A 21,919-nucleotide genomic window follows, 5' to 3' on the forward strand; every position below is an offset into this window, starting at 1 on the left:
ATCGATTTGGGAGTACGTGCGTTTCATGGGTGGTTCCTTGCATGCGATAAGCCATTGGTATCGCTACAAAGTCGCACTTCGAATTAGAACCCACCCCCCCACAAGCAAAAGTCGCATAAGATGGATTATGGAACTTATGCTGATATGGGGGATTGCACACCTCCAGCCCGAAAGCAAAACCCGATCAAAGGCTTCAGGCCGAAATCTCGATCACCATGCCATCAAACGCAGGCTCCACATTGGCGGGCGTCTCGGCGCGCACCGCCTCATAGTCCAGCGGGATATGCATATGCGTCAGCACCGCGCGCTGCGGCTGCAGGCGTTCGATCCACTCAAGCGCTTGGCCCAGCGACAGATGGCTCGGATGCGGTCGGTATTGCAGCGCGTCGACCACCAGCACCTCGAGGCCTTCGAGCTGGGTCGCGGTTTCCTCGGGAAAGTCGCTGACATCGGAACAATAAGCGAGCCCGCCGATGCGGAAGCCGAGCGACAGGATGTCTCCATGCACCAGTGTGAGCGGCAGGAACGTGATCGGTCCGCCGGCGCCGTCGATGGTGAACGGCGTGTCGTGGGCGATCACGTGCGGTGTGACGATGGGCGGATAGGAACTGCCGGGCGGCGTCTCGAAGCAATAGCCGAACGCGTCGCGCAGCCTTTCGAGCGTTGGCTTGTCTGCGTGGATGTCGATGCGATGGCGCTGCACCAGGAAGTAGCCGCGCAAATCGTCGATGCCGTGGATATGGTCGGCATGCGGGTGCGTATAGACGACAGCGTCGAGATGCGTCGCACCCGCATCCAGCATCTGCTCGCGGAAATCCGGCCCGGTGTCGATCGCGACGCGCGTTACTTCACCAGATTCTGAAATACGCTCGACGAGCGCCGCCGCACGCCGTCGGCGGCTCTTGGGATTGGAGGGATCGCAATTGCCCCAATCACCGACGATGCGCGGCGTGCCTGGCGACGAGCCGCATCCGGTGATGACGAGGCGCAGGCGATCGGCCATGTCTTACGGCCGCGGCATCTTGGAAAACAGGCGGAAGAAATTGTCCGTGGTGATTTCGGCGATCTCTTCATCCGCAACCCCGATGGCCTTCCCAAGGACCGCCGCCGTCTCCTTCACATAAGCCGGTTCGTTGCGCTTGCCGCGAAATGGCTGCGGCGCAAGATAAGGCGCGTCCGTTTCCACCAGAAGCCTGTCGCGCGGGACGCTTGCAGCGATCTCCCGCAGCTCGTCCGAGCGTTTGAATGTGAGAATGCCGGAGAAAGACACGTAGCCACCGAGCGCAACGCCCGCTTCCGCCAGCCCTCGGCCAGAGGAAAAGCAGTGGAGAACGAAAGGGAAGGCCCCCTTCCCCATCTCGTCCTCCAGGATTGCCGCGACGTCGGCGTCGGCGTCGCGCGCATGGATCACCAGCGGCAGGCCGGTGATGCGCGCCGCAGCGATGTGTGTGCGGAAGCCCTTCGCCTGGGCGTCGCGCGGTGCGTGGTCGTAAAAGTAGTCGAGCCCCGCTTCGCCGATGGCGACGACCTTCGGATGCTGTGCCAGCCGCACGAGTTCGTCGGCCGTCACGTCAAGCTCTTCCGCGGCATTGTGCGGATGCGTGCCGACCGAGCAATAGACCTGCTCATAGGCCTCGGCTATCGCCAGCACCTGTGGGAACTTCTTCACGCGTGTCGAGATCGTCACCATCCGCCCGATGCCGGTTTCAAGCGCGCGCGACACGATCGCGTCGCGCTCCTCGGCGAAATCCGGAAAGTCCAGATGGCAGTGGCTGTCGACAAGCATTTGCGGTCGCTCAGGCTGCGGTTTCCGGCTCGACATAGCGCGGGAAAATCGGCTGCGGCGCAGGCAATGCGTCGCCCGACGTCAGCGCGAACGCGTCCGCCAGATGCGCGAAGTCACGCTGGTCCGCCGGCACGGCAAGCAGGTCCAGCAGCTTGGCTGCCGAACCCGGCACATAGGGCTGGCAGAGGATCGCCACGCGGCGCACGGTTTCGGCCGTGGTCCACAGAACAGTTTCCATGCGCGCGGGATCCGTCTTGCGCAGCGCCCAAGGCTCCTGTCCTGCGAAATAGCGGTTGGCCTCCGCAACGACTGCGAACACCGCCGCCAGCGCCTGGTGGATCGCCTGCACGCCCATCGCCTTGCGGGCTGTTGCAAGCGCATCGTCCGCCATCGCCAACATCGCGGTATCGACGTCCTGCAGCCCGCCTTTCTGCGGCACCACGCCGCCGCAGTTCTTGGCGATCATCGACAGCGAGCGCTGCGCCAGGTTGCCAAGATCGTTGGCAAGATCGGCATTGGTACGGTTCACGATCGCGTCGTGACTGTAGTTACCGTCCTGGCCGAACGGCACTTCGCGCAGCAGGAAGTAGCGCACCTGGTCGAGCCCGTAATGGTCGACGAGCGCAAAGGGATCGATCACGTTGCCGACCGATTTGGACATCTTCTCACCGCGGTTGAAAACGAACCCGTGACCGAAGACGCGCTTCGGCAGCTCGATCCCGGCCGACATCAGGAACGCCGGCCAGTAGATCGTGTGGAAGCGCGTGATGTCCTTGCCGATGACATGAAGGTCAGCCGGCCAGAAGCGCCAAAGATCAGCGTTTTCATCGGGATAACCGACGCCCGTAATGTAGTTTGTAAGCGCGTCTACCCACACATACATCACGTGTTTCTCGTCGCCAGGCACCGGAATGCCCCAGTCGAAGGTCGTGCGCGAGATCGACAGGTCCTTCAGGCCGGACCTGACGAAGCTGACGATCTCGTTGCGGCGCTCGACCGGGCCGATGAAGTCGGGGCGTTCCTCATAAAGCTTGAGCAGCCGGTCGCCATAAGCCGACAGGCGGAAGAAATAGCTCTCCTCCTCCACCCACTCGACGGGTGTGCCCTGCGGGCCGTAACGCACGCCGTCGTCTCGCAGCTCGACCTCGTCCTCGTCGTAATAGGCTTCGTCGCGCACCGAATACCAGCCGGCATAACCGCCCTTGTAGATGTCGCCGTTATCCGCCATCGCCTTCCAGATCGCCTGGGAGGAGCGGTAATGGCGTTCTTCGGTGGTGCGGATGAAGTCGTCGTTGGATGCGCCGAGCGCTTCAGCCATGCGCTTGAACTCGGCCGCATTGCGGTCGGCCAGCTCGCGCGTCGACACGCCTTCCTTGCGCGCGGTCTGGTACATCTTGATGCCGTGCTCGTCGGTTCCGGTCAGGAAGAACACGTCCTTGCCGTCGTGACGCTGGAAACGCGCAAGCGCGTCGGTCGCGATCAGCTCGTAGGCATGGCCGATATGCGGTTTGCCGTTCGGATAGGAAATGGCAGTCGTGATGTAATAGGTCTGGCTTGGCATGGGAGGTCCGGCGATCGGTTTCTGGCGGTCAGATAGCGCATCGCAAAGGCAATGGCTATCCCGGTTCAGGGATTGGCGGCCCGCCACATTCGCTGGAGCAGCCCGCTGACATGCTGCTTCTTGTCGAGATTGTAGGTCTCGGTCTCTTCAATGGCCTGCTCAGCCTCGCGCCACAGCTCCGCAAGGCCGTCTGCACGGGCGCTGTCGCCGGCCAGCGCCGCGCCCCTGGCCTGTTCTGCGATTGCTTCCAGTGCATGCTGGTTGAAGATGGAGAACTGGACGGCTGCATCGCGACCGCTGACCGCCTCGGCCACGCGCCATGCGTCGCCATAGGCATAAGGCCGAGAGCGGAGAACACCGGACACCGCATCGGCGATGTCGAGCCCGCCATACTCGGTCAGCAGCAGCGCATCGCGCACACTCCCCCCTACCCGGGTCGCCAGCGCCGCACGGCCCGCTTCATCCTCCGGCACGGTGGTCTGCGACGCGTCCAGCACCTGCAACAGCGCTGCCGGCTCCAGCGGCTTGAACTTGATCGTCTGGCAGCGCGAGCGGATCGTTGGCAGCAGGCTACCCAGCGAATGCGCAATCAGGATGAAGAGCGTGCGCGGCGGCGGCTCCTCAAGATTCTTGAGCAAGGCATTGGCCGCATTGGTGTTCATGTCATCGGCAGGATCGACGATGGCGATGCGGTACGCGCCGTCATGCGCGGTCATCGACAGGAAGCGGTTGATCTTGCGAATCTCGTCGACGGTCACCACGGATTTGAAACCCTTGGTCTTGTCGTTGACGGGCCGCGTCAGGTGCAGCACCGCCGGATGCGACCCTTGCGCAATCTGGCGGAACAGCGGCGACGATGGGTCACGCTGCGAGAACCGCGGTGGCGCATCGGCGGCTACCGTGTTTGACAGCAGGTGCTGGGCGAGATGGAACGCGAAGGTGGCCTTGCCGATGCCGGGCGGTCCGGCAAGAAGCAGGGCATGGTGCAGCTTGCCCGCGCGGTAGGCGGAGGCGACCTGCACCATCGCCTCGTCATGGCCGACCAGCAGCGGGTTCTCCGCAGGCTCGGCGATGCCGGGGATGGTGTCGAACTGTTCCGGGGCGAGGCGCTCGAAGCTCATGCAGCGCCCTCCTCCGCCATCTCGCTACGCAATACGAGGGGGTGAACCGCCTCGGCGATTGCGGCGGCAACATCTTGCGGCGATTGCCCAGCGTCGATCACCACACAGCGCTCCGGCTCGGCCCTGGCTATGTCCAGGAACGCCTCGCGCCGCCGCCGGTGAACCTCCAGCGTTTCCTTTTCATAGCGGTCCGCGCCATCGCTTCCACGCCGCGCTGTGGCCCGACGCAACCCTTCTTCGGCATCGAGGTCGAGAATGATCGTCAAGTCCGGCACCATGCCATTGATTGCGACTTTCTCCAGTGCTCGCATGAAACCGGCATCGAGATTGCCGGTCACCCCCTGGTAGACGCGGCTGGAATCCATGAAGCGGTCGCACAGCACCACCGCACCGCGCGCCACCGCCGGGCGTATCACCTGCTCGACATGGTCGGAACGCGCCGCTGCGAACAGCAACGCCTCCATGCCTGGGCCGAACGGTTCCGCCGCGCCGGACAAAAGCACGTGACGTACGGCCTCTGCACCAGGCGAGCCGCCTGGCTCGCGCGTCACCAGAACCTCCAGACCGGTGCCTCGCAACGCCTGTGCCAGCGTGACGATCTGGGTCGATTTCCCGGCCCCCTCCCCGCCCTCGAAGGTTATGAAGATACCGCGCGCCACGTCCGCCTTTCAGCCGTTGGTCTTGGATCGGCAACACACCGCCGACTCCGCCTTTGCGTCCTCACATAGGCCACGCACGCGGGAATATCCATTGGCCAGTGCCCGGAACGACACCTAGCGCAGCCAGCCGACCAGCAGCTCTTCGACTGCATCGAGCGCGCGTTGGTGGAGAGCACCGGTCCCCACGCTCTCGGCGGCAAAGAGCGGTGTCTCCTGGCTCATCGTATCGCCGATCCAGACCTTGAGCGTGCCGATTTGGGCGCCCTCTTCCACCGGTGCGACGACCGGCCCCTCATAGACGATCCGCGCGATCAGCCTGTCGCGATTTGTGATCGGCACGAAGATCGAGATGGGCCCGTCTGCACGCAGCGCCACTCCGCCCTTCTCGCCCCCGAAGGTCTTGGCCTCGCCGACCACCTCACCGGCCTCGTAGAGATCGAGTTTTTCGAACGAGCGCATGCCCCAGTCGAGGATGCGTCGCGATTCCTCCGCGCGCTGGTTGTCGCTCTCCATGCCACTCAGTGCGGCGAACAGCCGACGCCCGTCGCGACGCACGGAACCGACGATCGCATAGCCTGACTCTTCGGTAAAACCCGTCTTGAGACCGTCGGCGCCGATGTTCAGCCCAAGCAACGGATTGCGGTTGCGTTGGAGGATCTTGTTCCAGGTGAATTCGGTCTGGCTGTAGTAGCGGTAGAATTCGGGATATTCGCGCCAGATGTGCTGGGCCAGCAGAACGAGTTCGCGTGCCGTGACCACCTGGCCGTCGGCCGGCAAGCCGGTCGAGTTGCGAAACACGGACTTCTCCAGACCGATCTCGCGTGCCCGCTCCGTCATCAGCTGGGCGAAATTCTCCTCCGAACCCGCCATGCCTTCGGCGATGATGATGCAGCCGTCATTGGCTGATTGCACGATCACGCCCTGGATCAGGTCTTCCAGCCGGATAGACGAGCCAAGTTCGGCAAACATGGTGGACGTTCTGGACGGTGCGCCGCCGGTACGCCAGGCGTTCTCGGACACCAGAAATTCGTCATCGAGCGTCAGCCGACCGAGCTTGATGGCGTTGAACACCACTTCCATGGTCATGAGTTTGGCAAGGGAAGCGGGCGGGAACAGCGCGTCAGCGTCTTTGGCATAAAGAACCGTGCCGGTGTCGGCATCGATCATGAATGCCTGTTTGGCCCTGGTCTCGAAGAGCTGTGCCTGTGCCCCAGCACATGCAGCCAGAAGCAACGAAAGCCCTAGAACATAAACGCGAAAACGCGCGAGCCTCACCATTCCAATAACCCCGAACCAGCCCTTGAAGCCCCGAAACTAAAGCATGGGCCATTCCATGGGAACCGCTCTGCCGGCGCGAGATGCAGCCGTGTCGACCGCCGACGGGCGGGCCGCAATGCCGCTCATCATACTCTGCCCTGGAAGATGGCGCTTGCGCCCTACTCGCGTACCGTCATCGCGTCGCTGGCGCCTGCCGCCCATGCAGCCCTGAGCAGGCTGTCGGTTGAAACCCGGCCATCCGAGCGCAGGCTGAGGGCAAACCCGTCGCCGCTCCAGTCGGTTTCGATGGTAGCCTTGCCGGCTGCCTCGAGCGCACGCGCCATCGTTCCGGCTTCGGCCTGGCTGGCATACGTGCCGACCGCGACATATTCCGAGGGGGCGGAAGCCGCCGTATAGCGCTTGTTGAGCGCGGCCAGGAGCGCGGCATTGTCGGGCGCGCTGCCGGCGAAGTCGGCGACCACCTGGGCTGCGCGCTTCACGCGCTCGTCGGCATAGGCCAGCGCTTCGGTGGGCTGCCCGGTACCGAGACGCCTTGCGAGCCCGACGCCAGGTCTTTCTGGCGCGATAGGACCGAAATCAGGCAAGATAGGATCGCCAGGCGCAGCCGCCACGGGCGCCTGGGATGCCTGCTGACCCGGGAAAACCGGCGCGGCCGCGGCAGAAACCGTAGGGGTCGGTCCATTCATGGCAATCATCACGCCGGTGGGCAGGCCATCGGACGGGTCGGGCCCGACACCGCCCGGCTTGTAGGATGCCATCAGGAAAGCGTCATCCTGTCCGTCGAGTGGCGCGCGCCCGACATATTCGACCTCAACTTTCGCCACGCCCTTCTGCGTGTAGTCGAGCAATTCGGCGGCTCGGCGCGACAGGTCTATGATGCGGCCATGCGCGAACGGGCCGCGATCGTTGACGCGAACGATCACCGACGAGCCATTCGCCCTATTGGTAACGCGCGCATAGCTGGGCAGCGGCATCGTCGGATGTGCCGCTGTCAGGTGCGTCATGTCATAGACTTCGCCATTGGCAGTGAGCCGGCCGTGAAAGGCGTCCCCATACCAGGATGCCATGCCGGAATTGCGGTAGTCCGGGTCTTCCTTGGGATGATACCACTTGCCCTTGACCTTGTAGGGCTTGCCGACCTGTTCGCGCCCGCCGCCGCGCGGCAGTCCGGAGCGCTTCATCGACACTCTGGGGCTGGCCTTCACCCCGTATTCCGATTCAGCGAAATATTCCTTGGTCGAGGTGCGCTTTGCCGACGCCGTCTGCGGCCCGGACGTCGAGCACGCCGCAAGCATCATGGATGTGACGGTAATCGTGACGAGGCCAACGCCGCGCGCCGTATGCCCTGCGGGCGCAGATGCCTTGCTTGTCAACGTCCCGAACCCCTCATGCGAAACCACACCGCCTCCTCGAAACCCCGCCGATGCGGTGGTTTACCCGATTACGATGCGTGATGACACCCTCGCGCAAATTGCGCATGCAATGCTTATTACCATGTTAACCGATTGTGACGGGATACGGGCAAGATTATGGCATTCGCTGATCAAACGACGCCAAGCCGCTTGCCGCTTGAATTGGTCGGCCGCCTGACGCATACACGTCGCACCGGAGGGATGGCCGAGCGGTTTAAGGCACCGGTCTTGAAAACCGGCGAGGCAGCGATGTCTCCGTGGGTTCGAATCCCACTCCCTCCGCCACTTGCCCTAGCGAAAGCGTTCTCCCGATCCGGCTGCGGTCGGATTTTTCCGTTGTTTTCGAGGGTTATGCGGGAGGGGCTGAGCACTGGCCGTGCCGCCGCGAGGCCCCGAAGCGGTCTCTCGGGGCCGATATTCTCCGGACCTGTTGCCTGCGCGGATTTAGTCAATTCTATCCAAGTGACTGAAAATATGTCAATTTTTGACTGGCACAGCTAATCACTTCGATTTCAGTGGCATTCGCCGCTATGGAACAGAAATCGAACGCCTGGACCATTCTCTGATGAATGTCAGCTGGAAGTCCCGTTCGATACGTCTTGGCTCGTCTCCCAGTCCGCGTAGGTGCGTCCATCGGGAAGCTTCCAGAGAATTCGGCCGTTTGCGCTCGCGCCGATGACGGTCGCAGCTGCGGCAGATGCGGACGTGAAGCTGTAGTCGCTCGTGAAGATGAGGAAATCACCTTCTTCGCGAAGGACGCCCTTCTCTATGAGGGTGTTCCTGAGGGTAACTGTGCCTCTCGGAATCGTTCGCGTCGTTCGAACTCTCGCCTTCGATCCGGCTGCAACGACAAAGTCCCCGGATGGCCCAATTTCCATATCAGCCGTGAACCCCTCGCCGCGAAAGAAAAACCGGGGGCTCTCATGGGCGCTAGCCTTAGGCAGATCCCGCTCCAACATCGGATCTGGCGTTCGCCCGCGAATTTCACGGAACAGATCCCAACCAAGCGCACCGACTAGCGTTTTTGTCTGATCCACGAACTCCTCCATCGCGGCGCGGTCGGGCAGAGGCAGCTTGCCGGCGTCGTCGGACGGTGTCCGCGAGTTGGGGATGGTCCAGCGCGGATTGCTCCCAACGCCGCGGATCAGGCAAGCCTCGACATAGCGAGCGTGGCTCTTGGTCAGGTTCTCGTCCTTGCTGATGAGGATCACAGTATCGATCCAGAAACCCTTGGCGTCTCGCCCGGCCTCATTTGAGTTGTGATACGACAGGCGAGCGCCGATGCCTTCGGACTCGCCGATGTATGCAAGCTGTCGGTCTTGAACGTCTTCGTCGTTGCCGATGAGGATATATACGCCCGGCCGCTCGATCTCTGGAAAAGCTTCGCGAACCCGTCGAAGCTGGTTGCGGCGGAAGGCTATCGCCTGGATCGTCGACATCGAGATTTGCGCCACCCGAATGCCGTTTGGATCACCATCAAGAAGGAAAATGTTTATCGAGCGAGGCTTGTTCATTCCGCCCCTTTTTCATGCAAGGGTGGTAACAAAAACTCGGTGGAGGCGGCGCGCCCAAAAACTCTTCTCAGTCGTCGATTAGTATCCGGCCCAACCACAGGGCGGAAAATCCAACGTACATGGCGCAGGTAAGTCATTCTAACCAAACCTCTGCCGCCAAGGGCAGTTCATTGAGCTCTGCGCGAGCATCTCGCCATGTCGGGTAATACTCCGTCATCTTTGCTACGAAGCGTTCGCTGTGCTTCGGTTCGATGAGGTGGACCATCTCGTGCAGGACAACATATTCCAGCAGGTCTTTCGGCTTCTTCACCAGCTCGGTGTTGAGGCGAATATTGCGCTGGCGAGGGTTGCACCCGCCCCATTTCGTCTTCATGCGCTGGAGGAAATAGCCGGCGACCTCGACGCCGAGCTTCGCTTCCCACTTTCGTATCAGCGGAGGGATAGCTTCATGTAGCAGTGACCGATGCCACTCCTGCATGACCTCTTCCCGCTTTGCGGGCGAGCTTCCGGGACGTACCGTGAGTGTGATCCTACGATGGTCCAGCCGAACGAAAGGCTTTATGTCCTTCTCAACAATGGAAAGTAGGTAGCGCCGTCCCCACAGATAGTGGCTTTCTCGCTCGACAAATTGGCGCGGTGTTTCCCGGGCCTGCCCGAGCAATTTCGCCTGCTGGTCCCGGATCCAGCCAATCTTGGATGCAGCATAGGCCCGGGCCACTTCCGGGCGGGTCGCCAGAGGCGCAACAAGTGTGACCCGCCCGCTCGGCGGATGCACCGACAGATGGACGTTTTTGATGTCCTTTCGGGTCATCGCGATGGTAATGTCGCCGAGCTGGATCGTTTCCGTCATCAGTAACCCGGCTGATTCTTGATGATTTCGAACAGCGCCAACGTGGCATCGCGGTCGCGGTCAAGAATGGGAAACAGGGCGTTGAGTACCTGCGCCTCGCGTGCCTGGTCGCCCTTCCATCCCGCGGGTGCGCGCTCCCTAACGGCCAGATCGATCCGCAGGGCCAGTGCGGCCTTGTCATCGTCATTTGCAGGGCACTGGAATGTTGAGGCCGATATCGATGCGAGGTTGTTGAAGACGACCGTCGCTTCCCGTTTGCCATGCAGCGCTGAAGGAACGCCAGCGTCGGGTTGCTTTGAAGCCAGCCTCTTAACCAGCTCTTCCGCCTTGCGGAGGAACTCCTCATAGGCGGCTGCGTCTGCCCGGCTCTGCTTGATCAGATCGTCCAAAAGCTTCGACATCTGATCGTAGAATCGGGGATCGGTGAGCTGGTCCCGGATGATTGTTTTGCGGACGTTGTTGATGATCCCCTCGGCAATGGCATTCTTCGTGAGCTTGCCCTTCTCGTTGAGCTTTCGCGCAATTGCGTCGTGGATTCCCGTCTCGATGATGAGCTCGGTCAGCGGGAGCTGGTCCAGCTCCCCCAGGTCGGCCGCCGGGTCGGCTTGGACATAGGTGTTTAGCAGATGCCGCATATCCGCTTCGTAAGGCTTGATGTCGAGCTCCTCGCCCGAGTGCTTCTTGATGGCTGAGCGGATCTCGCCGTAGAACTCCGCTTCCTTCTGCAAGGCGGCCGCGTCGGCGTCAGAGTATCCGGCTTCGGTGAGGTCCTGCGCGATGGCAGCAAAGGCTCGAACAAAGACCGCCACCGCCTTGTAGAACGAAACCCGCAACGGCTCGGTCTCACTGAGCGCGTTTGGGTTCGCAGCATCGCCGCAGAAATAATGAAGAAACTGCTCTACAGGATGAAAATAAAATGACTGAAAATACCAAAAACAACGAAATGGAACCGGACGATCAGCCCGAGGTCGAGCCCATCCCCGAACCTGAAGGCGAAACCGAAATCATCGAGACCGACTTCGAGATTGGACAGGATAACATCGCCAGTTCCTGGAAGCTTGAATTCGACATTCACCAGGTCGTGTTCACCGTTTCGGCGTTGGGGATCGTGGCCTTCACGTTCCTCACGATGGCCTACCAGACCGCGCTGGAGCCGGTGTTCCTGAACGTTCGCGATTGGCTGACCGGCAATCTCGACTGGTTCTTCCTGCTGTCGGGCAACATCTTCGTGCTGCTTTGCCTGTTCCTGATCGTGTCGCCGCTTGGCAAGGTGCGCCTCGGCGGCCCCGACGCGACGCCGTCCTATGGCTATGTCGGCTGGTTCTCGATGCTGTTTGCAGCAGGCATGGGTATCGGGCTGATGTTCTACGGCGTCTCCGAACCGATGAGCCATTTCGGGTCCGCCATGGGCGGCATCAGCGTCGGCGAAGACGGCCTGCGCACCGACTGGGCGCCGCTGGGCGGGGCCGAGGGCGATACCGCCGAGGCCGCGCGCCTTGGCATGGCGGCCACGATCTTTCACTGGGGCCTGCATCCTTGGGCGATCTACGCCGTCGTGGCGCTGGCCCTGTCGCTCTTTGCCTACAACAAAGGCCTGCCGCTGACCTTGCGCTCCTGCTTCTACCCGATCTTCGGAGAAAAGGTCTGGGGCTGGCCGGGCAATGTCATCGACATCCTCGCGATCTTCTCGACGATCTTCGGTCTTGCCACATCGCTGGGGATCGGCGCGCAGCAATCGGCTGCGGGCCTGAACTTCCTGTTCGGCACCTCGACCGCCAACCCCATGCTGGTCACGCTGATCATCGTCATCACGGCACTGGCGCTGGTGTCGGTGGTGGCGGGCCTGGATGCGGGCGTCAAACGGCTGTCGGAACTCAACATGGCGCTGGCGGCGATCTTGCTGATCTTCGTGATCGGTTTTGGCCCGACGATGGAAATCGCCTCCGGGTTCTTCTCCAACCTCGTGGCCTACGGGGAATACCTGCCGGCGCTTTCGATGCCCTTCGGGCGTGAGGACGCGAACTTCACGTCGGGTTGGACGGCCTTCTACTGGGCGTGGTGGATCAGCTGGTCGCCCTTCGTGGGCATGTTCATCGCCCGCGTCAGCCGCGGCCGGACGGTGCGCGAATTCCTGATCGCGGTGCTGATCGTTCCGACTGTGCTTTCAGTGCTGTGGATGACCGCGATGGGCGGCACCGCGATCGGGCAGGTGGTGAATGACGGCTTCACCGGGGTGCAGGACGCGGCGCTGGAACTGAAACTGTTCGAGATGCTGACCCAGCTGCCCCTGACCGGGCTGACATCGCTGATCGGCATCATCCTGGTGGTGGTGTTCTTCGTCACCTCCTCGGACTCCGGCTCGCTGGTGATCGACACCATCGCGGCGGGCGGCAAGGTCAATGCCCCTACACCGCAGCGGGTGTTCTGGGCCAGTTTCGAAGGCCTTGTAGCCATCGCGCTGCTGCTGGGCGGCGGTCTTGTGGCGTTGCAGGCGATGGCGGTCTCGACCGGGCTGCCCTTCACCATCGTGCTGCTGGGCGCGTGCTATTCCATCGTGCGCGGCCTGATGAGCGAACCGCGCTGACACATCGGCAGGGCGGCTTTGGGTCGCCCTGCCGGCCTTTGCGACCATGCCGCGCGGCGCGGTCGATGGCGGTGCGTTTTTCGGCGGTCGGGCCGCGCGTTCGTCGGCACACCCGGTTTATGCTGAGTTCATGGAACAGTTTCATCGCGCCGTCAGGCTTCTCTACACCGGCACGAGCGAAAGCGCCCGCCGCTTTCGCTACGGGCTGATTGCGTTCGATGCGGCCAGCATCGTCTATTTCATCGCGACCGCTGCCCTGCCAGCGACACCGACCATCATGGCACTGAACGCGGTTCTGGGCATCGTCATCTTGCTGGATTTCGCAGCCCGGATGTGGATCGCCCCCAACCGACGTCGCGAATTGCTGCAAGTCCATACCATCGCCGATCTGATCGTTGTCACATCGCTGCTGCTGGCGCCGTTTCTGGCCGAAAACCTCGGGTTCCTGCGCGTTCTGCGCGGGCTCCGATTGATCCGCTCCTACCATCTGCTGCGCGACCTGCGCAGCGAAAGCCTGATCTTCCGCCGTCACGAGGATGCGATCCTGGCGGCTGTCAACCTGTTCGTCTTCATCTTCGTGACCACGTCGGTCGTTTTCGTGCTGACCTTCGACGAGGCGGCCGGCGTGGCGGGCTACATCGACGCGCTTTACTTCACGGTGGCGACGCTGACGACCACAGGCTTCGGCGACATCACCATGACGACGCCGGGCGGCAAGCTGCTGTCGGTATTCATCATGGTCGTGGGCGTGGCGCTTTTCGTGCAGCTTGCACGCGCCATCTTCCAGCCGTCCAAGATCAAATATAAGTGCCCGGAATGCGGTCTGAAGCGGCACGAGCCGGATGCGATCCACTGCAAGCATTGCGGCGAGCCGCTCAAGATCGAAACGGAGGGCGAGACGGGGGCATGAGCGCCCCGGTCTCGCCCGATCACGGGCCGCAAGGCTGCTGCGCCCTGGACGTGAAGGCCGGGCATTATGAAAGAAAGCACATGTCCAAAGAAGCCGATCTCGACCCAAACGAAGAAAAACAAGCCGACGAATATTCGAACGTCCCGACGTCGGTGATTTTCGAGGCGATCCGCCGCGAGGGGGAGCACGAGCTGTCTCGCCCGCTGAGCGCGCTCTGGTGGTCGGGCGTCGCCGCGGGGCTGGCGATCAGCACTTCGGTGCTGGCCAAGGGGTTTCTCGCGTCGATCCTGCCCCACGCCGACTGGGCGGCGGGCGTCACCAACCTCGGCTACACGGTGGGGTTTCTCATCGTGATCCTCGGCCGGATGCAGCTGTTCACCGAGAACACGATCACGCCGATCCTGCCGCTGTTTCTCGCGCCGACGCGGTCGAACTTCGCGCAGACCGCGCGGCTGTGGGGGATCGTGTTCGCGGCCAACATGGCGGGCTGTCTGGCTGCGGCGCTGGTTCTGGTGCACGGGCACATCCTGCCCGATGCACGGTTCGAGGGCATTGTCGCCATTTCGCACCACTATGCAGAAGCCACACCGTTCGAGCATTTCGCCTGGGGCATTCCTGCGGGATTCCTGATCGCCGCGCTGGTCTGGATCTTGCCGCGGATGGAGAGCGCCGGCGAAGTGCTGATGATCGTGATCATCACGTATATCATCGGGTTGGGCGGCATGTCGCACGTGGTGGCGGGCTCGACCGAGCTGTTTGTGCTCGTCATGGGCGGAGAGCTTGGGTTTGCTCCGGCGGTCTTCGGCGGTATCCTTCCGGCGCTCGCCGGAAACGTTCTAGGCGGCACGGGCATCTTCGCGGCGCTGACTTATGCACAGGTGCGCGAGGAGATCTGACGGGCCGAAGCAATCCCCCCCGCCCGGACTGCTTGCAGGACGGACGATCCAGACATCGACGAAAACGCTCCACGCTCTCCGGTTCGTCAGGGTTTGTCGGGGTGGTGATTGTTCGGTGACAGCAGGTTGGTCACGGATTCGGGCAGGTCGGACACCTCGGCCTGTTGCTTCAGATCGCTTTCCTCGGATTTGAGGTCACCCTCGCCAGAGGAGACAGTGGCGGCTTCGGCCGTGTCGTCCGGAATGGCAGCACGCGACGTGTCATCCGCCGCGTCTGCCGCGAAGGGGATCCGCTGCAACGGCACCCCTTCGGGAAAGATCACTTCATGGACGGGTGCTGGCATCGAGATGCCTGCGTCCTGAAGTGCGCGCTTGATCTGGCGCATGACGGACGAGCGGACCTTGAAGAGCGAATAGGATTTGCCGTCGAACCAGAACTGCACCCTTAGGTCCACTGTCGATGGTCCCAGCTCGTCGACGATGGCAGCGGGTTCGGGCTCAGCAAGGACGGCGGGGTGCGCGTTCAGGATCGCAATGATGAGATCCTGAGCCTGCACGATCGAATTGTCGTAGCCGATTCCGACTGTGAATTCGGCGCGCCGGTTTGGATTGCTGGAGAAGTTCGTGACAACACTCTTGAACACCACTGAGTTGGGGATCTGGATGTGGTTGCCGTCCAGTGTCAAAAGGATTGTCGTGCGCATGTTCAGATTCTGAACAATCCCCTGATACTCACCAATCTTGATCCAGTCGCCGGTCCGGAACGGGTTGCGCGCGCTCAACAGGATACTTGCCAGCGAGTTCTCGGCAATCTCGCGGAACGCGAGGCCAACAATAATACCGACAAGACCGGTGCCGCCCAGCACCGTCACGGCTAGCCGGGTCAGCCCGGCTATCTGCAAGACAAGATACAATCCGATCAGGAAGACGGGTAAGGCGATGCCCCGCGCCGCGATGTCCACCAGCAAGGGTGATGTCATCCGGCGGTGCAGCAGTCGCCGCGTCAGGGCGGCCGCGCCGCGGGATAACATCCAAAAAACGATCAGGATCAGGATCGAAACGACCGTCAGGGGCGCGAACCATTGCGCCCGATCGACCAGCCGCTCCAGTTCGCGCCAGGTCGGGGTCAGGTCCCAACTGATCGGGCGCTGCACCGCTATGCGGTTGACCACGGCAACCACGTCCTGCGTGCGTAAGGCGAGTTGTTGTGCCCATTCCCGACGCTCGTCGGTCTCCGTCTGTCCGTCGAGAAACACGATGCCCTGACGCACGGAAACGGAAAGGGGATCAAACCAGCCGCTGGCCTCCAGAATGCTTGTCAGACGATCCGCGATCTGCGTATCGCGGGCTTCAGGCGCGACGGAGATTTCCCTGCCGGTGTCGGCTGTTGTCGCATCGTCGTCGGCTGGAACAGTCTGTGCCTCCACCGCTGTGCCGGCCAGGGTCAGCATGAAGATCGCAAGGATCGCGAGCGGTCTGACGATATTGGACAAACGAATGTGGGCCGACATCGTACACTCCATCCCAAAATCCCGAGGAACACCAAGTCGCGTGGCGCACGGCTTCAACCCGAAGGACAATATCAGCGACCACAGCCGCTTGTCTGCCAGACTTAATCTTGACGCGAGCAGCCTTGTTAGGCCCATTCGCAATGCGACTGGCGGGGTCATTCGTTTTGCACCTCATCGAGGCCTCGGGCGAGGATCGCACCCAGCGCCGCGATGACGGCGAAGCCGAGCAGGACCGGCGCGGGGCCGAAGCGGTCCGCCGCGATCCCGAACAGCCCGCCCGCCAGAAGCGCCGCCCCGATCAGCGTGTTCGAGAGCGCCGTATAGCGGGCGCGGAAGGCGTCCTCGGCCATGTCCGTCAGGTGCAGCTTGCGGCCCGCGCGCACCCCCTCATAGGCGATCTGGGCGGCAAAGATCGCCCCTGCGGCGCCAAACGCGCCGCCAAGCCCGCCGAGCGCGAGGCCCACGCCGCCCACCACCGCGAAGACAAGTGCTCCGAGGGCGCCCGCAGCCATCAGCGTCTGGCGGCTGGAGCGGTCCGACAGCCGCCCCCAGACATAGGACGCCAGTACCGAAGCCGCGGTCGAGGCCATCACCAGTGGCCCCAGTTGGTCGAGCGCGCTGCGCCCCGAGGCCGCCGACAGCATGACGATGAAGGGCGGCGCCAGCGCGGTGACGGCCAGCGCCGCCCGCGCGCCGACAAACAGGCGCAACTGGGCGTCGGTCATGATCGGGTCGATCAGGGCCGCCAGCGATCCGTCGTCACCCTCTGTATCGGGCGCTTTTTCGGGCTCGCGCAGCGTCATGAAGATGGCGGAGGCAAGCAGGAACGCCGCGCCGGCCACCGCGATGATCGCCGCCAGCGGGGCCACCGCCACCTCGAAGAGCCCGGAGGCCATCAATAGCCCCACGCCAAATACCGAGACAGACGCGACCGAGGCAGCAAGTCCGGTGATCGCGCCGCGCCGCGTCTTGGTGATGGTGCGCGCCAGCGCGTCCTTGTAGCTGACGGACGCGGCCGAGCGTGCGATCGCCAGAACCGCGAGACAGCCAAGGATCACCGCGCCCGCCACGGCGCCCGACAGCAGCAGCGCGGCGGCCGCGATGCAGAGCGCGGCCAATCCCTGCACCGCGCTGCCCACCGCCCAGAACCGCTTGCGCTGCGGGCTCGCCTCGACGCGACGGGCCAGCGCCAGTTGCGGCAGGAGCGCGCCCGCCTCGCGCACGGGCACCAGAAGCCCGACCATCGCGCCCGGCGCCGACAGGGCCGTCAGCAGCCAGGACAGGACCAGCTTGGGGTCGATCAGCGCGTCCGCCGTCTTGGTCAGGGTCAACGACACCACATGCACGACCCCGTTGCGCGCCTCGCCAGGCTCGATCTGCGCGGTCTGCGCGCCGGTGATCGCGCCGAAGGCGGATTTGACAGGATCGCTCATCGGGGCTCGAACTTTCCGACGGGGATCTTGAGGTAGCTGTGCCCGTCCGCCTCGGCCTCGGGCAGCCGCCCGCCACGGATGTTCACCTGAAGCGCCGCCAGCATGCGCTCCGGCAGCGGCAGGGTCGCGTCGCGCGCGTCGCGGGTGGCGATGAACTCGGCCTTGCCGATCCCGTCCTTGACATGGCGGTTGCGCAGGCGATGCTCCGCGACCGTCGCCATGTAGTCGGGCGCCGCGTCCTCAGCCGGATAGTCGTGGCCGATGTAAAGCCGCGTGCCGCCCGGCAGGTCGAGGATCGCGCGAATAGAATTCCACAGATCCTCGGTGCTGCCGCCGGGAAAATCCGCCCGGCTGGTGCCGCTCTCGGGCATCATGAGCGTGTCGTGCACGAAGGCCGCGTCGCCCGCAACATAGGTGATCGAGGCCAGCGTGTGACCGGGCGAAAACATGACCCGCACGGGGATTTCGCCCACCATGAACTCGTCGCCTTCCGCGAACAGACGGTCCCATTGCGAGCCATCGGTCGGTACATCGTCGCCGAGGTGATAGAGGTCGCGCCACAGCTTCTGAACGTCCGTCACCTTCTCGCCGATGGCGGTCGGTGCACCGATTTGCCTCGACAGGTAAGGCGCCGCGCTGAAGTGATCGGCATGGGGGTGCGTGTCTAGCACCCAGACCACCTCCAGACCTTCGGCCTTTACATAGGCGAGGATCTCGTCGGCGCTTTCGGTCGTGACGGCGCCGGCCTCGGGGTAGAAATTCCAGACCGGATCGACGATGGCGGCCTTCTTCGTCTCCGGGCAGTGGAAGACGTATTGCAGGCTTCCGGTGGGCCGGTCGAAGAAGGCGCGGACGATGGGAGACATGCGATTTACCTCGATTTTCTGCTCAGTGGGCAAGGACAAGCATCTGGAAGGCCATCATGGCCGAGAAGGCCAGCGTCACGGCGGTCGCCGCCGATCCGTGGCGAACCTTTTCCAGCGCGTCGGGGTAAAGTTCCGAAAACACCATCCAGATCATCGCGCCGGCGGCGAGGCCAAGGCCAACAGGCAGAAAGGGTCGGAAGGTTTCGACGAAGAGATAGGCGGGCGCGGCCATGATCGGCTGCGGCAGGCTGGTGAAGATCGCCCAGAGCGCGGCCTTCCAGACGGGTGAGCCGCGCGGCACCAGCACCAGCGCAATTGCCAGCCCCTCGGGCACGTTGTGGAAGGCGATGGCCGTGGTGATGTAGGTGCCGAGCCCCTCGGAGCCGGCGAAGGACACGCCGACGCCCACGCCTTCGGCAAAGGAATGCGCCGTCATGATGCCGAGGATCAAGAGCGCCTTCGCGGCGCCCGCGCCCTGCAAGTCGGCCACTTCCACGTCGCCCGCGCCCGCGAGCAACCGGTCGGCCAGAACGATCGCGCCCAGCCCCGCAAGCACGCCCACCAGCGTCAGCGTGATGTCGAGCGACACGCCTTCGGCGATCAGGCTGTGGCTGGCGGCCAGCATCAGCCCGGCGGCGGCGGCGTTCGACCAGCCCATCGTCCGGTCGCCAACCTTCCTGACGAACAGGAAAGGCAGCGCGCCCGCGCCGGTCATGATCGCGGTGAGACCCGCCGCGGCGACCACGATCCAGAGGGCTGTGTCCATGCTGAGTCTACAGAAATGCTTCGGTCCGACCCTTCGCTGCCCGCGATCCTTGCGCGGGCGGCGTGGGAAGGACGGTCAGTTGTTGGAGGCGTCGTCGTCTGCCGCGCTCCACGCTTCTGAAAAAGCTCCCCAGGCGTCGGAGAAGCCGGTCTTCAGTTCGTCCCAGGCGCTGCTCGCGCCGGACTCCAGCGCACCGTAGCGCTCGCCGAGGCGGTTGCGCGTCTGCCGCAGGTCGCGCAGCCGCGCCTCGGCGGTCTCGCGCGCGGCGTCAGACATCTCCGACCAGTTCTCACGCAGGGCCTGCTCGCGCCGCTCGATCTCGGCGTCGAGACGGTTGAGTGCCTCGCGCGCCTCGGCCAGCGCCTGGTCGCGCTCCTGCTCCGAATAGGCCGCGATGGCGTCCATCGCGTCGGAGATTTCCGCGCGGACCTCGTCGGCGGTGGTCAGCGCGTCCGAGTCCTGCGCCGCGGCGGGCATGGCGAGCAGAGCTGCGAGCCCTGCCGCCCGCAGAGTATCGAGGAAGGTCATCGGCATTTCCTCACTTGAAGCGGGCCATGGCGCTGTCGAAGGCGCCCGAGATGCTGTCCCAGGCCTTGTCGAAGCCCGCCTTCATGTCGTCCCAGGCGTCGTCGCTGGCCTCGCGCAGCTCCTTCAGCTTGGCCTCGGCCTCGTCACGCTGCGCGCGGGCCTCGTCGAGCTGCTTCTGCGCCTCGATCTTCGCGTCGGCTTCGGCCTCGTCGACCTGCGCCTTCATCTTGTCGATCTCGGCGTTCCATTGATCGATCTTCGCCTTGGCTTTTTCGATATACTGGTCCCGTTCGGACATCGGAGCGATTCCTTCCTGTTGAGGGGGCGTGCATATGCACGCGGTCAAAAGTTATCCGATTGCCTGCTGGTGGAATAGTAGGCTAAGTCCCGACCAGATGGATAAAATCATGGCACGAGGAGGCCGCACCATGTCCGAGACCACGAAACTTACACTGCCCGTCGTCGAGCTTGCCCGCGCGAACGACGAGTTCCGCAAGGTTCTCTGGACCGGCGACAAGACGCAGCTTGTGCTGATGGCTATCCCCGAGGGCGGCGAGATCGGCGGCGAGGTGCACGACGGGCACGACCAGTTGCTCTACTTCGTCGCCGGGTCCGGCGTGGCGAAGATCGGCGAGACCGAGACCGAAATCGCCGATGGCGATGTCAGCATCGTGCCCTCGGGCCAGTTCCACAACTTCCGCAACACCGGGTCAGGGATGCTGAAGCTCTTCACCACCTACAGCCCGCCCGAGCATGAACCCGGCACCGAGCACGCCACCAAGGCCGAAGCCGACGCGGACGAGTGAGCCGGTGAAGGTCGATACCGTTATCGTGGGCGCGGGGAGCGCGGGGCTGTCGGCCCTGCGCGAGGTGCGGCGTTACACCGACGACTTCCTGCTGGTGAACGACGGCCATTGGGGCACGACCTGCGCCGCGGTGGGCTGCATGCCGTCCAAGGCGCTGATCGAGGCGGCGAACGCCTATCATCGCCGCACCAGTCTGGATGAGTTCGGGATTCGGGGCGCGGAGGGGCTGCGCGCGGACATACCCGCGGTGCTGGCACGGGTGCGCAAGATGCGCGACCAGTTTGTGAAGGGGCCGGAAGCGGTGCCCGAAAAGCTGGGCAAGCGCGCCATCGCGGGGCGGGCGCGCCTGCTTGGCCCCGGGCGGCTGGAGGTGAACGGCGATACGATCGAGGCGCGCGCGATCATCCTCGCCCCCGGCAGCAGCCCCGTCGTGCCAGGCCCGTGGCGCGACTTCGGCGACCGTATCCTGACCACCGACACGCTGTTCGAACAGACGGACCTGCCGCGCCGCATCGCCGTCATCGGCATGGGCGCCATCGGGGTCGAGATCGCTCAGGCGCTGGCCCGGCTGGGGCTGGAAGTGGCGGGGTTCGACGCGGTCGAGGCGCTGGCGGGCATCGACGATCCGCAGGTGCTGGCCGCGTTCCGCCCGCTGATCGCGGCCGAAATCGCGCTGCATCTCGGCGCCCCGGCGGAGCTTGAGGATGCGGGCGGCGCGATCCGGGTCACCGGCGCGCAAGGGTGTTTCGAGGCCGACGCAGTTCTGGCGGCGATGGGGCGCAGACCGAATATCGACGGTCTGGGGCTGGAGACGCTCGGCGTATCGCTCGGCGATAACGGCATGCCAGAGGTCGATCCCGCCAGCTTGCGCATCGGCGATCTGCCCGTGTTCCTGACCGGCGACGCGAACGGGTATCGCCCGCTGCTGCACGAGGCCGCGGACGAAGGTCATATCGCCGGCCGCATGGCCGCGCCGGACGCAGGCAGCGCCGGGCTGTGCCGACGCGCCCCGCTGTCCATCGTGTTCTCGTCCCCTCAGGTGGCGCGCGTTGGCTCGCCGCTGTCGGAGCTGGGCGACGCGGACATCGCGACCGGCAGTGCGGATTTCTCGAAACAGGCGCGCGCTAGCATGGCGCAGACCGCCGCCGGCCTGTTGCGCATCCATGCCGAGCGCGAGACCGGACGCCTGCTGGCCGCCGAGATGTGCGTGCCGGGTGGCGAACACCTGGCGCATCTGCTGGCGCTTGCCGTGGAGCAGCACATGACGGTCGCCGACATGCTGGCCATGCCATTCTACCACCCGGTGCTCGAGGAAGGGCTGCGCAACGCGCTGCGCGACCTTGCCAAGGGCGTGGCGGGCGCGGGCGGATCGGATCTCTCCGACTGCAAGGCAATCGGCCATGATGCGCTTGATTGACGCCCATGCGGCGCGCAAGAC

At 63.8% G+C, this 21,919-nt stretch carries 21 protein-coding genes and 1 tRNA gene; 6 read left to right on the forward strand and 16 right to left on the reverse strand.

All coding sequences use genetic code 11. The features are described from left to right. Positions 1–193: 193 nt before the first annotated feature. The 7 genes from ACVJNE_RS19070 to ACVJNE_RS19100 all read right to left on the reverse strand — a co-directional run bounded on the left by ACVJNE_RS19070 (position 194) and on the right by ACVJNE_RS19100 (position 7,778). Entirely contained in the window at positions 194–1,003 is an 810-nt protein-coding gene (locus ACVJNE_RS19070) for an MBL fold metallo-hydrolase (RefSeq protein ID WP_499568148.1), read from the reverse strand. Between the two features lie 3 nt (positions 1,004–1,006). Continuing rightward, complete coding sequence (locus ACVJNE_RS19075; RefSeq protein ID WP_499568150.1) at positions 1,007–1,786, reverse strand: TatD family hydrolase; 780 nt, start codon at positions 1,784–1,786, stop codon at positions 1,007–1,009. 10 nt (positions 1,787–1,796) lie between these two features. Next, on the reverse strand, positions 1,797–3,347 hold the full coding sequence (metG, locus tag ACVJNE_RS19080) for a methionine--tRNA ligase (RefSeq protein WP_499568152.1): 1,551 nt from the start codon (positions 3,345–3,347) through the stop codon (positions 1,797–1,799). Between the two features lie 65 nt (positions 3,348–3,412). After that, complete coding sequence (locus ACVJNE_RS19085) at positions 3,413–4,468, reverse strand: DNA polymerase III subunit delta' (protein WP_499568154.1); 1,056 nt, start codon at positions 4,466–4,468, stop codon at positions 3,413–3,415. Further along, entirely contained in the window at positions 4,465–5,127 is a 663-nt protein-coding gene (tmk, locus tag ACVJNE_RS19090) for a dTMP kinase (RefSeq protein WP_499568156.1), read from the reverse strand. Before tmk ends, ACVJNE_RS19085 begins: the two co-directional genes overlap by 4 nt. A 114-nt stretch (positions 5,128–5,241) precedes the next feature. Then, a complete protein-coding gene (locus tag ACVJNE_RS19095; RefSeq protein ID WP_499568158.1) occupies positions 5,242–6,405 on the reverse strand; it encodes a D-alanyl-D-alanine carboxypeptidase family protein in 1,164 nt (387 codons plus the stop codon). 158 nt (positions 6,406–6,563) lie between these two features. Next, complete coding sequence (locus ACVJNE_RS19100; protein ID WP_499568160.1) at positions 6,564–7,778, reverse strand: septal ring lytic transglycosylase RlpA family protein; 1,215 nt, start codon at positions 7,776–7,778, stop codon at positions 6,564–6,566. A 234-nt stretch (positions 7,779–8,012) separates the two neighbouring features. Here ACVJNE_RS19100 and ACVJNE_RS19105 point away from each other — a divergent pair. Further along, a tRNA-Ser gene (locus ACVJNE_RS19105) sits at positions 8,013–8,102 on the forward strand. A 287-nt stretch (positions 8,103–8,389) separates the two neighbouring features. Here the strand turns inward: ACVJNE_RS19105 and ACVJNE_RS19110 are convergent. The 3 genes from ACVJNE_RS19110 to ACVJNE_RS19120 form a co-directional block, all read right to left on the reverse strand. Continuing rightward, on the reverse strand, positions 8,390–9,331 hold the full coding sequence (locus ACVJNE_RS19110; RefSeq protein ID WP_115379899.1) for a GIY-YIG nuclease family protein: 942 nt from the start codon (positions 9,329–9,331) through the stop codon (positions 8,390–8,392). A gap of 133 nt (positions 9,332–9,464) precedes the next feature. Then, complete coding sequence (locus ACVJNE_RS19115; RefSeq protein ID WP_499568162.1) at positions 9,465–10,181, reverse strand: M48 family metallopeptidase; 717 nt, start codon at positions 10,179–10,181, stop codon at positions 9,465–9,467. Beyond that, the gene (locus ACVJNE_RS19120) at positions 10,181–11,014 is read right to left on the reverse strand and encodes a hypothetical protein (protein ID WP_499568164.1); all 834 of its coding nucleotides are present in this window, start codon (positions 11,012–11,014) and stop codon (positions 10,181–10,183) included. The genes ACVJNE_RS19115 and ACVJNE_RS19120 overlap by 1 nt, the downstream gene beginning before the upstream one ends. An 83-nt stretch (positions 11,015–11,097) precedes the next feature. Here ACVJNE_RS19120 and ACVJNE_RS19125 point away from each other — a divergent pair, with 83 nt between their 5' ends. From ACVJNE_RS19125 to ACVJNE_RS19135, 3 genes are all read left to right on the forward strand, one after another. Next, positions 11,098–12,765: a BCCT family transporter gene (locus tag ACVJNE_RS19125; protein ID WP_115395397.1), complete on the forward strand. Its 1,668-nt coding sequence runs from the start codon at positions 11,098–11,100 to the stop codon at positions 12,763–12,765. A gap of 130 nt (positions 12,766–12,895) precedes the next feature. Further along, a complete protein-coding gene (locus ACVJNE_RS19130; protein WP_499568166.1) occupies positions 12,896–13,675 on the forward strand; it encodes an ion channel in 780 nt (259 codons plus the stop codon). Further along, positions 13,672–14,571: a formate/nitrite transporter family protein gene (locus tag ACVJNE_RS19135; protein WP_499568168.1), complete on the forward strand. Its 900-nt coding sequence runs from the start codon at positions 13,672–13,674 to the stop codon at positions 14,569–14,571. Before ACVJNE_RS19130 ends, ACVJNE_RS19135 begins: the two co-directional genes overlap by 4 nt. A gap of 86 nt (positions 14,572–14,657) precedes the next feature. Here ACVJNE_RS19135 and ACVJNE_RS19140 read toward each other — a convergent pair whose 3' ends face one another. From ACVJNE_RS19140 to ACVJNE_RS19165, 6 genes are all read right to left on the reverse strand, one after another. Continuing rightward, positions 14,658–16,082, reverse strand: a complete 1,425-nt coding sequence (locus tag ACVJNE_RS19140; RefSeq protein ID WP_499568170.1) for a mechanosensitive ion channel domain-containing protein — start codon at positions 16,080–16,082, stop codon at positions 14,658–14,660. A gap of 155 nt (positions 16,083–16,237) precedes the next feature. Further along, a complete protein-coding gene (locus ACVJNE_RS19145; RefSeq protein WP_499568171.1) occupies positions 16,238–17,515 on the reverse strand; it encodes an MFS transporter in 1,278 nt (425 codons plus the stop codon). Then, positions 17,512–18,381: an MBL fold metallo-hydrolase gene (locus tag ACVJNE_RS19150; protein ID WP_499568173.1), complete on the reverse strand. Its 870-nt coding sequence runs from the start codon at positions 18,379–18,381 to the stop codon at positions 17,512–17,514. Before ACVJNE_RS19150 ends, ACVJNE_RS19145 begins: the two co-directional genes overlap by 4 nt. Before the next feature lie 22 nt (positions 18,382–18,403). Next, positions 18,404–19,147, reverse strand: coding sequence for a ZIP family metal transporter (locus ACVJNE_RS19155; protein ID WP_499568174.1), 744 nt, complete (start codon positions 19,145–19,147; stop codon positions 18,404–18,406). Positions 19,148–19,222: 75 nt separating this feature from the next. Beyond that, positions 19,223–19,675 carry a sll1863 family stress response protein gene (locus ACVJNE_RS19160; RefSeq protein WP_499568176.1) on the reverse strand — a complete coding sequence of 151 codons (453 nt, stop codon included), beginning with the start codon at positions 19,673–19,675 and terminating at the stop codon, positions 19,223–19,225. A 10-nt stretch (positions 19,676–19,685) separates the two neighbouring features. After that, positions 19,686–19,973: a sll1863 family stress response protein gene (locus ACVJNE_RS19165; RefSeq protein ID WP_499568178.1), complete on the reverse strand. Its 288-nt coding sequence runs from the start codon at positions 19,971–19,973 to the stop codon at positions 19,686–19,688. A 130-nt stretch (positions 19,974–20,103) separates the two neighbouring features. On the opposite strand from ACVJNE_RS19165, the gene ACVJNE_RS19170 reads away from it, so the two are divergent. Beyond that, positions 20,104–20,481, forward strand: a complete 378-nt coding sequence (locus tag ACVJNE_RS19170) for a cupin domain-containing protein (RefSeq protein ID WP_499568180.1) — start codon at positions 20,104–20,106, stop codon at positions 20,479–20,481. A gap of 4 nt (positions 20,482–20,485) precedes the next feature. Next, entirely contained in the window at positions 20,486–21,898 is a 1,413-nt protein-coding gene (locus tag ACVJNE_RS19175; RefSeq protein ID WP_499568181.1) for a dihydrolipoyl dehydrogenase, read from the forward strand. Positions 21,899–21,919 lie beyond the last annotated feature (21 nt).

This window comes from Mesorhizobium sp. DxT, assembly GCF_058448885.1.

Bases quoted from the DNA above. Each gene is read 5' to 3' on its own strand.
- ACVJNE_RS19070 (WP_499568148.1), bottom strand. From the start codon at position 1,003: ATGGCCGATCGCCTGCGCCTCGTCATCACCGGATGCGGCTCGTCGCCA.
- ACVJNE_RS19075 (WP_499568150.1), bottom strand. From the start codon at position 1,786: ATGCTTGTCGACAGCCACTGCCATCTGGACTTTCCGGATTTCGCCGAG.
- metG (WP_499568152.1), bottom strand. From the start codon at position 3,347: ATGCCAAGCCAGACCTATTACATCACGACTGCCATTTCCTATCCGAAC.
- ACVJNE_RS19085 (WP_499568154.1), bottom strand. From the start codon at position 4,468: ATGAGCTTCGAGCGCCTCGCCCCGGAACAGTTCGACACCATCCCCGGC.
- ACVJNE_RS19095 (WP_499568158.1), bottom strand. From the start codon at position 6,405: ATGGTGAGGCTCGCGCGTTTTCGCGTTTATGTTCTAGGGCTTTCGTTG.
- ACVJNE_RS19110 (WP_115379899.1), bottom strand. From the start codon at position 9,331: ATGAACAAGCCTCGCTCGATAAACATTTTCCTTCTTGATGGTGATCCA.
- ACVJNE_RS19115 (WP_499568162.1), bottom strand. From the start codon at position 10,181: ATGACGGAAACGATCCAGCTCGGCGACATTACCATCGCGATGACCCGA.
- ACVJNE_RS19125 (WP_115395397.1), top strand. From the start codon at position 11,098: ATGACTGAAAATACCAAAAACAACGAAATGGAACCGGACGATCAGCCC.
- ACVJNE_RS19130 (WP_499568166.1), top strand. From the start codon at position 12,896: ATGGAACAGTTTCATCGCGCCGTCAGGCTTCTCTACACCGGCACGAGC.
- ACVJNE_RS19135 (WP_499568168.1), top strand. From the start codon at position 13,672: ATGAGCGCCCCGGTCTCGCCCGATCACGGGCCGCAAGGCTGCTGCGCC.
- ACVJNE_RS19140 (WP_499568170.1), bottom strand. From the start codon at position 16,082: ATGTCGGCCCACATTCGTTTGTCCAATATCGTCAGACCGCTCGCGATC.
- ACVJNE_RS19145 (WP_499568171.1), bottom strand. From the start codon at position 17,515: ATGAGCGATCCTGTCAAATCCGCCTTCGGCGCGATCACCGGCGCGCAG.
- ACVJNE_RS19150 (WP_499568173.1), bottom strand. From the start codon at position 18,381: ATGTCTCCCATCGTCCGCGCCTTCTTCGACCGGCCCACCGGAAGCCTG.
- ACVJNE_RS19155 (WP_499568174.1), bottom strand. From the start codon at position 19,147: ATGGACACAGCCCTCTGGATCGTGGTCGCCGCGGCGGGTCTCACCGCG.
- ACVJNE_RS19160 (WP_499568176.1), bottom strand. From the start codon at position 19,675: ATGACCTTCCTCGATACTCTGCGGGCGGCAGGGCTCGCAGCTCTGCTC.
- ACVJNE_RS19165 (WP_499568178.1), bottom strand. From the start codon at position 19,973: ATGTCCGAACGGGACCAGTATATCGAAAAAGCCAAGGCGAAGATCGAT.
- ACVJNE_RS19170 (WP_499568180.1), top strand. From the start codon at position 20,104: ATGTCCGAGACCACGAAACTTACACTGCCCGTCGTCGAGCTTGCCCGC.